Raw genomic sequence first — 11757 nt, 5'->3', positions numbered from 1 at the left:
CGGAAGATGGACCGCTGCCAGCGCAAGGGAACGATATGCCTGATGTGATTTTGACCGGCGCGTCCGGGCGGATCGAAGGTCGCTACTCGCCGGGCAAGACCGAAACGGCGCCCATCGCCCTCATCTTGCACCCGCACCCCAAGGCCGGCGGTCACATGAACCACCCGGTGGCCGTGCAGCTGTATCACCTGTTCATGAAGCGGGGTTTCGCAACCCTGCGCTTCAATTTCCGCGGCGTGGGCCGCAGCCAGGGCGAGTTCGACGCCGGCATCGGCGAGCTGGCCGACGCCGCGACGGCGCTGGATTGGCTGCAGACCTCGAACCCGGCCGCCAGCCAGACCTGGGTCGCCGGCTTCGACTTCGGCGCCTATATCGGCATGCAACTGCTGATGCGCCGCCCCGAGACGGACGGCTTCATCTCGGTGTCGCCGCCGACCAACATGTACGATTTCAGCTTCCTGGCCCCCTGCCCGGCCTCGGGCCTGTTCCTGACGGGCTCGGCCGACACCATCACCCCGCCGGTCGAGGTGGAGCGCGTGGTCACCAAGCTGCGGACCCAGAAGGGCATCACGATCGACTACGAGGTCATCGACAAGGCCACCCACTTCTGGGCCGAGCACCTGCCCAGCGTCGAGAAGAGCGTTAGCGAATATCTCGACAAGCGCCTGGCGGAAAACCCGATCTAGACGATTTCAGAAGGCCTCCCTCCGGGAGGCCTTTTTCGTTGAACACCGATCGCCTATATAATTCATCGATCGATGAATATGACTGGAGATGGTGATGCACTACGACATCGTCATCGTCGGCGGGGGCGCCGGCGGACTGGAGCTGGCGTCGCGGCTGGGCCGCAGGCTCGGAGGCCGACACGGCACGCGCCGCGTCCTGCTGATCGACCGTTCCAGCTTCCACATCTGGAAGCCGACCCTGCACGAGGTCGCGGCCGGCACGCTGGACGTCCACCAGGAAGGCATCTCGTATTCGATCCTGGGCCGCTCGAACGGCTTCAACTTCCTGCTCGGCGAGCTGGAGACCTTCGATCCGATCGCCAAGCGCCTGACCCTGAAGGCGATCACCGACGACAACGGCCAGGTCCTGGCGCCCGAGCGCGCCATCAGCTTCACCTATGGCGTGCTGGCGATCGGCAGCGGCTCGAACCTCTTCGGGACGCCCGGCGCGGAGCAGGCGCACCTGCTGGAACGCACCGAGGACGCCGAGGCCTTCCACACGCGGCTACTGGCGGCCTTCACCAAGGCCTCGTTCTCGGCCGAGAAGATCATGCGTGTGGCCATCGTCGGCGGCGGCGCGACCGGCGTCGAGCTGTCGGCCGAGCTGATCGAAGCCCATCGTGAACTTCTCGGCAGCCTGGGCGACGAGCAGCGCTTCCGTCTGGACATCACCGTGGTCGAGGCCGCGCCGCGCATCCTGGGCGGCCTGCCGCAGAAGATCGCCGACAAGGCTACCTTGGCGCTGGAGCGCAAGGGCGTGGCCGTGAAGACCGACGCCAAGGTGCTGGCCGTCCATGCCGACCGGCTGGAGACCAGCCAGGGCGACGTCCCCGCCGACCTGATCGTCTGGGCCGCCGGCATCAAGGCTGCCGATACGAACACCGGCTTTGGCCTCGAGACCAATCGCGGCAACCAGTTCGTGGTCAACGGCCACCTGGAGACCTCGGCGCCCGACGTCTGGGCCCTGGGCGACTGCGCCGCCGCGCCGTGGAAGGACGGCAAGACCATCCCCGCCCGCGCCCAGGCCGCGCACCAGCAGGCCAGCTATCTGGAACGCGCCCTGGTCGCCCGCCTGCACCAGGGCCGGGTCACGACGCCGTTCGTCTATCGCGACTTCGGCTCGCTGGTGTCGCTGGGCAACGACAAGGGCGTCGGCGCGCTGATGGGCGGGCTGGGCGGCCCGAACTTCTTCGTCGAAGGCCTGATCGCCAAGTGGGCCTACATGTCCCTGCACCTGGACCACCACCGGGCGATCCTGGGCATCGGCCGCACGGTGACCCTGGCGCTGGCGCGACTGCTACAGCAGCGGGTGTCGGGAAGACTGAAGCTGCACTGATAAAGCCAGTGTCATCCCGGACGGCCGTAGGCCGATCCGGGACCCAGGGGCCGGCGCAGTGCGGTTGCCCTGGGTCCCGGCTCTCCGCTTCGCTACGGCCGGGATGACACGAAAGGTTATGGCTGAACTATTCTGCCGCCGGTCATCGGCGCCTTCACGCCCGTCGTGCCCGGGAAGCTGATCGGCAGCCCCTTGGCCGTGCGCGCCGCAAGGTAGGCGAAGGCCTCGGCCTCGATGCTGTCGCCGCGCCAGCCATAGTCCTCGGCGGTCTTGACCGGCACCGGGGCGCGTTCGGTGAGGACCTTCATGATCTGCGGATTGTGGCGCCCGCCGCCACAGACGATCAGGGCGCTAGGCCGTGCCCCATGCTCGAAGGCCTTGATCACCGCCTCGGCGGTGAAGGCCACCAGGGTGGCGGCGGCGTCCTCGGCCGACAGCGGCTCGACCAGATCCAGTGGGAAGTCGTAGCGGTCCAGCGACTTGGGCGCCGGGCCGGCGAAGTACGAACTGGCCAGGAACGTATCGAGGATCGTCTGATCCACGCGGCCCGACGCGGCCAGGCGGCCGTTCTCGTCGAAACGGCCAAGGCCCCGCTCCTGCAGCATCAGGTCGATCATGCCGTTGCCGGGGCCGGTGTCGAAGGCCAGCAGGTCGTCCTCACCGATCAGGGTGATATTGGCCACCCCGCCGATGTTCAGCGCCGCCACCGGCGCGGCCAGGCCCGACGCACGGGCGCGGGCGGCGTGGTAGATCGGAGCCAGCGGCGCCCCCTGCCCGCCGGCCGCCACGTCGGCGGTGCGGAAGTCGAAGGCCACCGGCCGTCCCGTCGCCTTGGCCAGCCGCTCGGCGTCCAGCAGCTGCACCGTGCGACCGATCCGCTCGGGCGTCGGGCGTTCGTGGAAGACGGTCTGGCCGTGCACGCCCAGGAGGTCGAAATCGCTCCAGGCCAGGCCATGCTCGGCCAGGAAGCTCTCGGCGGCGTGCAGATGCTCGTCGGCCACGGCGCGGGCGGCCTCGGCGAAGATCTCCGGCTCGGCCTTGTCGCGCGGCCAGCCTCGGGCGACCTCGGTCGCCACCAGCAGCAGGTCGCGGGTCTCTTCGCGCAGTTTACGTTCGCCCGCCGGGCCAAAGGCCTGGATCTCGTGGCCGTCGGTTTCCAGCACCGCCATGTCGACCGCGTCGAGCGAGGTGCCGGTCATGAATCCAAGGATACGCATGAAGCGTTGACTGCCACGGTCGCGAAACGGTAGCTAGGCCCCATGATCGACGCTTTCGTCCTGGCCCGTCCGTATTACCGCCCGCTGCCATAGCGGGAGGACGATCAGCCACGTCGCCACCCCGCCTCGCCGGGGTCGCTCCATTCCAAGTCGATCATGCGCTCCGGCTTCCTGCCTGGAGTCACGAAATGAAGCCCCCACAATCAGACCTCGCCGTGCTAGACGGCCCGTCGTTCAATTCAGAGAGTCGATCCATGTCCGCCGCCACGTCCTTCAAGTCGGAGTTCCTGCGAACCCTGGAGGCGCGCGGCTACATCCACCAGATCACCCACCCGGATGAGCTGGACGCCGCTGCGGCCAGCGGGATCGTCACGGCCTACATCGGCTTCGACGCCACCGCGCCGTCCCTGCATGTCGGGTCCTTGATCCAGATCATGATGCTGCGCCGCCTGCAGCAGGCCGGTCACAAGCCGATCGTCCTGATGGGCGGCGGCACGACCAAGGTCGGCGATCCGACCGGCAAGGACGAGAGCCGCAAGCTGCTGTCGGACGCCGACATCCAGGCCAACATCGCCGGCATCAAGCAGGTCTTCGCCAAGTTCCTGACGTTCGGCGACGGCCCGACCGACGCCATCATGGTCGACAACGACGAGTGGCTCTCGAAGTTCGGCTACGTGCAGTTCCTGCGCGACTACGGCGTGCACTTCACGGTCAACCGGATGCTGGCCTTCGACTCGGTCAAGCTGCGGCTCGAGCGCGAGCAGCCGATGACCTTCCTCGAATTCAACTACATGCTGATGCAGGCCACCGACTTCCTGGAGCTGAACCGCAAGTACAATTGCGTTTTGCAGATGGGCGGCTCGGACCAGTGGGGCAACATCCTGAACGGCGTGGAGCTGACCCGCCGCGTCGACCAGAAGGCCGCCTTCGGCCTGACGACGCCGCTGCTGGCCACCGCCTCGGGCGCCAAGATGGGCAAGACCATGTCGGGCGCCGTTTGGCTGAACGCCGAGCAGCTGAGCCCGTATGACTACTGGCAGTTCTGGCGCAATGCCGAGGACGCCGATGTCGGCCGGTTCCTGCGCCTGTTCACCGACCTGCCGCTGGACGAGATCGCCAAGCTGGAAGCCCTCGAAGGCGCCCAGATCAACGACGCCAAGAAGGTGCTGGCTGACGAGGCCACCCGCATGGCCCACGGCGACGAAGAGGCCCGCAAGGCCCGCGACGCCGCCGAGAAGGCCTTCGAACAAGGCGCGCTCTCGGCCGACCTGCCGACCTTCGAGGTGCCCGCCGCGGACCTGGAAGCCGGTATCGTGCTGGCGGCGCTGTTCACCGACGCCGGCCTGGCTGGTTCGCGCGGCGAGGCGCGTCGCCTGGCCCAGGGCGGCGGCCTGAAGGTCAACGACAAGGCCGAGGCCAGCGCGGACCGCGTGATCACCTCGGCCGACCTGGTCGAAGGCGTGGTCAAGCTGGCCGCCGGCAAGAAGAAGATCGTCTTGGTGAAGCCTGTTTAGTTATGGGTTGATTGTGCTCCCGGCCCTGGCGTAGCCAAGGGTCGGGGGTTCCCCCTTCTGGAGACGCGTTCGATGCTGCAGCCCGGCGACAAGGCCCCTGATTTCGACCTGCCGACCGACACCGGCCGCGTCAGCCTGGCCGGCCTGAAGGGCAAGAACGTCGTCCTGTACTTCTATCCCAAGGACGACACCGCCGGCTGCACGTCCGAGGCCCTGCAGTTCTCGTCGGAAGTCGAGGAATTCCAGAAGCTGGGCGCGGTGATCGTCGGCGTGTCCAAGGACAGCGCCGCCTCGCACGCCAAGTTCCGCAAGAAGCACGACCTGACCATCGAGCTGGCCGCCGACCCGCTGGGCGACATCGTCGAGGCCTATGGCGCCTGGGTCGAGAAAAGCATGTACGGCCGCAAGTACATGGGCATCGACCGCTCGACCTTCCTGATCGACCGCGAAGGCGTCGTTCGCGAGGTCTGGCGCAAGGTCAAGGTCCCCGGCCACATCAAGGCCGTGATGAACGCCGCCAAGGCCATCAAGTAAAATTTCGTCTCTCAGGGGAACGGTTTGGTCGCCACGGTGTTGTACGGGCGCCTCTACCTGTGACCTTTTCGCGCAAGCACGACCTTAACAGGTGACGCTTGGGGTCAGGAAACGTTAAGGATCGGGGCGCAAAGTAATATTTTGCGACTCGCGCTCACTTCGGGCGCGAAGAGTCTTGCACGTTCCCGCTTTCTCGTAGCATATCGCCGAACCTGAAACGGGGGTTCTCGGGCGATGGCGATTAAGCGCTTCAAGCGACTGCGGCACTCTCTCGAAGCCCTATTTCCCGAACGGCACATCTACATCCGCTCCGGCGGCGAGATGCGCGGCTACGTCTTCTCCACCAACAAGCAACTCCTGGGCGCGACCGGCGTCGCCGTCACGGCTCTGTGGATGGGCGTCTGCACTGCCGCCATGGCGGTCAACGCCCTGGCCGTCAGCTCGACCGACCAGCAGGTCATCAAGCAAAAAGCCTATTACGAGCGCCTGAATGCCGACCGCCAGGCGCGCCTGAACAGCGCCGTCGCCCAGCTGTCGGCCACCAACGGCAATCTGGACGACCTGGCCACCTCGGTCGAAAAGCGCCACGCCGCCCTCGCCCTGCTGGTTTCGGATTTCAAGGGCGTGCCCGGCGCCGCCGACGCGCTGAAGGTCGCCAAGCCGCGCCTGCTGGCCGCCAGCCCCGTGCAGCGCATCCAGGCCACGCGCATGGACCAGGAGCGCCTGATCGACGCCGCCGAAGGCTTCGCCAAGAGCCGCGCCGAGCGCCTGCGCCTGGCCATGCGCATGGCCGGCCTGGACGCCTCCAACTTCACCGGCCGCGGCGTGTCGCTGGGCGGCCCGCTGATCGAGGCCAAGGACCCGCGCGCCCTGGCCGCCGTCCTGGACGTCGACGAGGACTTCGCCAGCCGCATCCAGCACGCGGCCAACGACATGTCGGACATGCGCGCCCTGGGCGCGGCCAGCAAGAAGCTGCCCTTCTACCGTCCGACCAGCAATCCGGCCCTGTCGTCCAGCTACGGCGTCCGTTTCGACCCGTTCACGCGCCGCCCGGCCTTCCATTCGGGCCTGGACTTCCCCGGCGCCTTCTACACCCCGATCATGGCCACCGCGCCGGGCGTCATCTCGTTCACGGGGGTCCGTTCGGGCTACGGCAACACCGTCGAGATCGACCACGGCGGCGGCTTCAAGACCCGCTACGCGCACCTTGCCACCATCGGCGTTCGCGTCGGCCAGCGCGTGACCATCGGCACCCGGATCGCAGCCATGGGCTCGACCGGCCGCTCGACCGGTCCGCACCTGCACTACGAAGTCTGGGTCAACGGTAAGGCCCAGAACCCCAATCGTTTCTTGAAGGCTGGTGAGTATGTTCAGCAAGCAAGCTAAGTCCGGCAAGACTCCGGCGCGTATCGAACCCCTGCCCACGCCGATGGCGGTCGCTCCGGTCGACCAGGCCCGCCGCGCCCCGCCGAAGGTGGCCTCGCTGCTCTCGGCCGACATCACCATCGAAGGCAGCGTCACCGGCGAAGGCGAGCTGCAGATCGACGGCGTGGTCAAGGGCGACGTCCGCGTCGGCCGCCTGACCGTCGGCGAGACCGGCCACATCGAAGGCGGTGTCTATGCCGAGGTGGTGGAAGTACGCGGCCGCGTGGTCGGCGCCATCACCTCCAAGCAGGTCCGCCTGTACGGCACCTCGTATGTCGATGGCGACATCACTCACGAACAGCTGGCCATGGAAACCGGCGCCTTCTTCCAGGGCCGCAGCCTGAAGTTCCAGCGCCCGGCGCCGGTCCAGCAGCCCGCGCCGCACACCGAAGCCGCGCCGCTGGCCATCGCCCAGGCCAAGCCGGTCGCCGGCTGAGGTCTTCGGACCTTCCGATACAAAGAACGCCCCGGAGCGATCCGGGGCGTTTTTCGTTTCAGCGGCTCGACAGCACGAAGGTGTTGCCGTCCGGGTCCTTGAACTTGGCGAAGGTTCCCCACGGCTGCTTCTCCGGCGGCCCTTCGAATTCCACACCCTTTTCGGAGAGCTTGCGATAGGCGTGTTCGACATCGTCGCAAGCCAGCGAGCCGTTGAAGAAGCTGCCGATGCGGTTCTCGTGCCCCTCGGGCGTGAACAGCACCAAGCCCGTCTCCGCGCCGGGGATGCTGAGTTCGATCCAGCGCTGGGCGCCCATCGGCTGATCGGTGGCGACGCGCAGGCCCACCTTCTCGGTCCAGAAGGCCAAGGCGCGGTCCTGGTCGCTGACCGGGATGCTGACGAACTTTACCTTGCTGATCACGCTCATGGCGTCCCCTCTCCTGCTAGGCTCAGGGGTTAGCGCGGTCGGCTTGCGCCGGTGAAGCCATGCAGGCAATGCTATAGCAATGACTGCGCCAAGCTATGAGATCGACCGCTACGTGCTCGACATCCTGATGGCCGACCTCGTGGGTCACGACCACAAGCCGTCGTCCTTCCTGGTCTATCTGGCGATCACGGCGGCGCATGCCGACGGTCGCGCGAGCTTCAGCCACGCGGAGCTGGCAGAACGCACGGGTCAGTCCCGGCGCACCGTCCAGAACGCCGTCGAGAACCTGAAAAGGCGGGGATTGATCGCGGTCAGCCGCCAGGGGCCGACCGAAGCAGCGACCTATGTCCCGCTGACGCCGTGGCGGAAACCTCGCCCTTCGACAGGCTCAGGGTGAGGTTTCTTGAGCGCCGGCGGTAGCAATGGTCCTCATCCTGAGCTTGTCGAAGGACGAGGACCACGCAGTGCTTAAGCCTCGCCACCATCGCGGGTGTGACCCACGCGCTGTGCCAGCGAGGCGCCCATGAAAGCGTCGAGGTCGCCGTCCAGCACGCCGGCCGTGTCGGAGGTCTCGACGTTGGTCCGCAGGTCCTTGACCATCTGGTAGGGCTGCAGGACGTAGCTGCGAATCTGGTGACCCCAGCCGATGTCGGTCTTGGTGTCTTCCAGCGCCTGCTGGGCGGCTTCGCGCTTTTGCAGCTCGGCCTCATAGAGGCGCGCGCGCAGCATCTTCCAGGCTTCCTCGCGGTTCTGGTGCTGCGAGCGGCCGGCCTGGCAGGCCACCGCGATGCCGGTCGGGATGTGCGTCAGACGCACGGCCGAGTCCGTCTTGTTGATGTGCTGACCGCCGGCGCCGGAAGCGCGGTAGGTGTCGGTCCGCACGTCGGACGGATTGATCTCGATCTCGATGGTGTCATCGATCACGGGATAGACCCAGGCCGAGGCGAATGAGGTGTGGCGACGGGCGCTGCTGTCGTAGGGACTGATGCGCACCAGGCGGTGCACGCCAGCCTCGGTCTTCAGCCAGCCATAGGCGTTCGGGCCCTTCACCAAGAGAGTCGCAGACTTGATACCGGCCTGGTCGCCGTCGGTCTCTTCGATCAGTTCGGTCGTCATGCCGTGGGCGTTGGCCCAGCGGGTGTACATGCGCAGCAGGATGCCGGCCCAGTCGCACGACTCGGTGCCACCGGCCCCGGAGTTGATTTCGACATAGGCGTCGTTGCCGTCGGCCTCGCCCGACAGCAGGGCTTCCAGCTCGGCGCGACCCGCGCGTTCCCGGATGGCCTTCAGCTGGGCGCGAGCGTCGTTCAGGGAGTCCTCGTCGGCCTCCATGTCGGCCAGCTCGGCGTATTCGATCGCGTCCTTGACGTCGCGTTCGATCGCCTGCACGGCCTCGACCTTGGCGGCCAGGGCGGCGCGTTCGCGCGAGACGGCTTGGGCTTCCGACGGGCGGTCCCACAGGGTCGGGTCTTCGACCCGGGCGTTCAGCTCATCGAGCTTTCGGAGGGCGACATCCCAGTCAAAGACGCCTCCTGAGCAGTCCCACGGACTGCTCGATGTCAGCCGCAGCGGCCTCGACATCCGGTCGCATCACGTTACTCCGTGACAGTGTTGAAGGGCGCGGGAGATAACGCGCGTCGCTCTCCCGCGCAATGACGTCAGTACAATCCGCGCTCTAATAGAGGCCACTTAGCGGATCTGCCTTGGGCGGCGGCGGCTTGCCGGGTTGCGGCGCTTGCTGGACCGGCTGCGGCAGGCCTGGCGACAGCTGCTCGTACGGGATCGGCCCCGTCGGCGCGACCTCGACCCGCGGCTCGGTGCCTGGACGGAAGGCCTCGCGGATGCCGCGCACCATGGCGAACTTGGCCGTCTTCGGCGGCTTGAAGTCGACAATCGGCTGGCCGTCCAGCGCCACCTTCATGAAGTCGGTGAACACCGGCACGGCGTCCGTGGCGCCGGTCTCGCCTTCGCCCAGCGAGCGGTTGTCGTCGAAGCCGACGAACACGCCCACCACCAGGTTCGGCGAGAAGCCGACAAACCAGGCGCTGCGGTACTCGTTGGTCGTGCCGGTCTTGCCCGCCAAGGGGCGGCCGAGGGAGCTGACGGCGGCGGCGGTGCCGCGCTGGACCACGCCCTGCAGCATCGAGGTGATCTGATAGGCGGTGACCGGGTCCATGATCTGCTCGCCCGGCGCGGCGAAGCGCGGGCTCTCATCGCCGTTGAAGCCGGCTTCACAACGTTCGCAGTCGCGCTTGTCGGCGCGGAAGATCACCTTGCCCTCGCGGTCCTGGACCAGCTCGATCAGGTGCGGGTCGACGCGGCGGCCGCCGTTGACGAAGGCGGCATAGGCCGCGGTCAGCTTGAACGGCGTCGTCTCGCCCGCGCCCAGGGCCATGGCCAGCACGGGATCCATGCTCTTCACCACGCCGGCGCGCTGGGCGAAGTCGACGATCTTCTTCATGCCGACGCCCTGGGCCAGGCGCACGGTCATGGCGTTGATCGACTGCTCCAGACCCTTGCGCAGCGGCTGCGCCCCATAGAACTCCTTATGGTAGTTCTCCGGGCTCCAGTCCTCGCCGTTCGCGCCCTTGAAGGTGATGGCGCTGTCGACGACGACGCTGGCGGGCGTGTAGTTGTTCTCCAGGGCCGTGGCGTAGACGAACGGCTTGAACGCCGAGCCGGGCTGGCGCATCGCCTGGGTAGCGCGGTTGAAGTTCGACAGCGAGTAGGAATAGCCGCCGACCAGGGCGACGATCCGGCCGGTATAGGGCTCCATGGCCACCATGGCGCCGTTGACGGCGGGCACCTGGCGCAGGCGGAAGCCGGCGTCGGTCTTCTCGACAAATACCAGGTCGCCGGCCTTCAGGCCCTTGCCGTTCTTGGCCCAAGCCATGTCCTCGCCGACAATCTGGCCCTCGCCCTCCTTCTTGACCAGGCGCACGCGCCCGTCATTGGAGACGACCAGGGCCGGACGCCAGTCGCGGCGCTCGGACGGAACCGGCTTGGCCAGCGCGGTCTTTTCCCAGGCCAGGTCGGTCGATTCGACGTGACCCCAGGCGCCGCGCCAGCCATGGCGGCGGTCGTACTTTTCCAGGCCGTCCATAAGCGCGACCCGGGCGGCCGTCTGCAGGCGCGGATCCAAGGTGGTGCGCATGTAGTAGCCGCCTTCGTTCAGGCGGGGACCCAGCGTGGCCATACCGCGCTGGCGCACTTCTTCGACGAAGTAGTCGGCGTCGCGATAGGCGGCGCGCTTGGGCGCGGCCTGGACCACCAGGTCCTCGGCCATCGCCTTGGCGGCGTCTTCCTTGGAGACCCAGCCCTGCTCGGCCATCTGGCCCAGCACCCAGTTGCGGCGTCCCAGGGCTTTGGCCTTGTTGCGGATCGGGTGGTAGTTGTCGGGCCCCTTGGGCAGCGAGGCCAGATAGGCGCATTGGGCCAGGGTCAGGTCGGGCAACGACTTGCCGAAATAGTTGTAGGCGGCCGCGCCGACGCCGAACGAGCGATAGCCCAGCCAGATTTCGTTCAGATACAGCTCGAGGATCTGCTGCTTGGTCAGCGACTGCTCCAGGCGGTGGGCCAGGATCGCTTCCTTGAACTTGCGGCCGACCGTGGCGTCGCTGGTCAGCAGGACGTTCTTGGCCACCTGCTGGGTGATCGTCGAACCGCCCTCGAGGCGACGGCCGCGGATGGCGTTGCCGACGTTCTTGATCATGGCGCGCGACAGGCCGCCCACGTCGACGCCGCCATGCTGGAAGAAGTTGCGATCCTCGGCCGCCAGGAAGGCCTGGGCCAGTTGCGGCGGGATCTGATCGTAGGGAATGAAGATCCGGCGCTCTTTGGAGTACTCGCCGATCAGGGTTCCGTCCCACGCATAGACGCGCGTGGCCGTCGGCGGACGATAGTCCTGCAGCTCACCGGCGTCGGGCATGTCGTGGAACAGCCAGGCGGCATAGATCGCGATCGCGAAGCCCGCGACGGCGATAGCCGAAAGCACTGCCACGCCCGCGATGGCCATCCATCGTTCGGTGGGTTTCAGATCCACGCGACCTCCGTCGGGCAGACCCCCTCGCCTGCCGCACACCCTTCACTAGATCGCTTGTCGCCGAACCGTAAGCGGTTTTGCGGTCGCACCTTCGCCAGGCG

Annotated in this window: 12 protein-coding genes and 1 pseudogene; 8 read left to right on the top strand and 5 right to left on the bottom strand. The window is 67.1% G+C overall.

Annotated elements, in window-relative coordinates:
• Window positions 1–35: 35 nt before the first annotated feature.
• Both AC07NF_RS03645 and AC07NF_RS03640 read left to right on the top strand, forming a co-directional pair.
• The gene (locus AC07NF_RS03645; RefSeq protein WP_454716254.1) at window positions 36–686 is read left to right on the top strand and encodes an alpha/beta hydrolase; all 651 of its coding nucleotides are present in this window, start codon (window positions 36–38) and stop codon (window positions 684–686) included.
• Between the two features lie 94 nt (window positions 687–780).
• A complete protein-coding gene (locus AC07NF_RS03640) occupies window positions 781–2061 on the top strand; it encodes an NAD(P)/FAD-dependent oxidoreductase (RefSeq protein ID WP_494630828.1) in 1281 nt (426 codons plus the stop codon).
• On the opposite strand, the pseudogene AC07NF_RS03635 reads toward AC07NF_RS03640, so the two are convergent.
• A pseudogene (locus AC07NF_RS03635) lies at window positions 2057–2173 on the bottom strand (hypothetical protein); the annotation flags it as partial. The gene AC07NF_RS03640 and the pseudogene AC07NF_RS03635 sit on opposite strands and share 5 nt — an antisense overlap.
• Before the next feature lie 4 nt (window positions 2174–2177).
• The gene (locus AC07NF_RS03630; RefSeq protein ID WP_494630830.1) at window positions 2178–3278 is read right to left on the bottom strand and encodes an anhydro-N-acetylmuramic acid kinase; all 1101 of its coding nucleotides are present in this window, start codon (window positions 3276–3278) and stop codon (window positions 2178–2180) included.
• 42 nt (window positions 3279–3320) lie between these two features.
• Here AC07NF_RS03630 and AC07NF_RS03625 point away from each other — a divergent pair, with 42 nt between their 5' ends.
• The 5 genes from AC07NF_RS03625 (at window position 3321) to AC07NF_RS03605 (ending at window position 7187) form a co-directional block, all read left to right on the top strand.
• Window positions 3321–3371, top strand: a complete 51-nt coding sequence (locus AC07NF_RS03625; RefSeq protein ID WP_024265744.1) for a hypothetical protein — start codon at window positions 3321–3323, stop codon at window positions 3369–3371.
• A gap of 95 nt (window positions 3372–3466) precedes the next feature.
• The gene (gene tyrS / locus AC07NF_RS03620) at window positions 3467–4792 is read left to right on the top strand and encodes a tyrosine--tRNA ligase (RefSeq protein ID WP_494630832.1); all 1326 of its coding nucleotides are present in this window, start codon (window positions 3467–3469) and stop codon (window positions 4790–4792) included.
• 72 nt (window positions 4793–4864) lie between these two features.
• The gene (locus tag AC07NF_RS03615) at window positions 4865–5326 is read left to right on the top strand and encodes a peroxiredoxin (protein WP_172271364.1); all 462 of its coding nucleotides are present in this window, start codon (window positions 4865–4867) and stop codon (window positions 5324–5326) included.
• A 234-nt stretch (window positions 5327–5560) separates the two neighbouring features.
• Window positions 5561–6712: a M23 family metallopeptidase gene (locus AC07NF_RS03610; protein ID WP_492810814.1), complete on the top strand. Its 1152-nt coding sequence runs from the start codon at window positions 5561–5563 to the stop codon at window positions 6710–6712.
• Complete coding sequence (locus AC07NF_RS03605; RefSeq protein WP_494630842.1) at window positions 6693–7187, top strand: bactofilin family protein; 495 nt, start codon at window positions 6693–6695, stop codon at window positions 7185–7187. The genes AC07NF_RS03610 and AC07NF_RS03605 overlap by 20 nt, the downstream gene beginning before the upstream one ends.
• 58 nt (window positions 7188–7245) lie before the next feature.
• Here the strand turns inward: AC07NF_RS03605 and AC07NF_RS03600 are convergent, their stop codons facing one another.
• A complete protein-coding gene (locus tag AC07NF_RS03600) occupies window positions 7246–7614 on the bottom strand; it encodes a VOC family protein (RefSeq protein ID WP_492810818.1) in 369 nt (122 codons plus the stop codon).
• Between the two features lie 79 nt (window positions 7615–7693).
• Between AC07NF_RS03600 and AC07NF_RS03595 the strand changes: the two genes are divergently transcribed.
• On the top strand, window positions 7694–8011 hold the full coding sequence (locus tag AC07NF_RS03595) for a helix-turn-helix domain-containing protein (protein ID WP_494630847.1): 318 nt from the start codon (window positions 7694–7696) through the stop codon (window positions 8009–8011).
• A 71-nt stretch (window positions 8012–8082) separates the two neighbouring features.
• Here the strand turns inward: AC07NF_RS03595 and prfB are convergent.
• Window positions 8083–9205 (bottom strand): peptide chain release factor 2 gene (prfB, locus tag AC07NF_RS03590; protein WP_494630849.1). Its coding sequence is split into 2 segments (ribosomal slippage): window positions 8083–9135 and window positions 9137–9205, totalling 1122 coding nucleotides; the frame shifts between segments, so codons are not numbered across the junction.
• An 84-nt stretch (window positions 9206–9289) separates the two neighbouring features.
• Complete coding sequence (locus AC07NF_RS03585; protein WP_492810822.1) at window positions 9290–11656, bottom strand: penicillin-binding protein 1A; 2367 nt, start codon at window positions 11654–11656, stop codon at window positions 9290–9292.
• Window positions 11657–11757 lie beyond the last annotated feature (101 nt).

It is taken from the genome of Caulobacter sp. GW821-FHT10A06, assembly GCF_059415805.1.
This window is presented reverse-complemented; position numbering and strand designations above follow the sequence as displayed.

Bases quoted from the DNA above. Each gene is read 5' to 3' on its own strand.
- AC07NF_RS03595 (WP_494630847.1), top strand. From the start codon at position 7,694: ATGACTGCGCCAAGCTATGAGATCGACCGCTACGTGCTCGACATCCTG.
- AC07NF_RS03605 (WP_494630842.1), top strand. From the start codon at position 6,693: ATGTTCAGCAAGCAAGCTAAGTCCGGCAAGACTCCGGCGCGTATCGAA.
- AC07NF_RS03615 (WP_172271364.1), top strand. From the start codon at position 4,865: ATGCTGCAGCCCGGCGACAAGGCCCCTGATTTCGACCTGCCGACCGAC.
- AC07NF_RS03640 (WP_494630828.1), top strand. From the start codon at position 781: ATGCACTACGACATCGTCATCGTCGGCGGGGGCGCCGGCGGACTGGAG.
- AC07NF_RS03600 (WP_492810818.1), bottom strand. From the start codon at position 7,614: ATGAGCGTGATCAGCAAGGTAAAGTTCGTCAGCATCCCGGTCAGCGAC.
- AC07NF_RS03645 (WP_454716254.1), top strand. From the start codon at position 36: ATGCCTGATGTGATTTTGACCGGCGCGTCCGGGCGGATCGAAGGTCGC.
- AC07NF_RS03630 (WP_494630830.1), bottom strand. From the start codon at position 3,278: ATGCGTATCCTTGGATTCATGACCGGCACCTCGCTCGACGCGGTCGAC.
- AC07NF_RS03610 (WP_492810814.1), top strand. From the start codon at position 5,561: ATGGCGATTAAGCGCTTCAAGCGACTGCGGCACTCTCTCGAAGCCCTA.
- tyrS (WP_494630832.1), top strand. From the start codon at position 3,467: ATGAAGCCCCCACAATCAGACCTCGCCGTGCTAGACGGCCCGTCGTTC.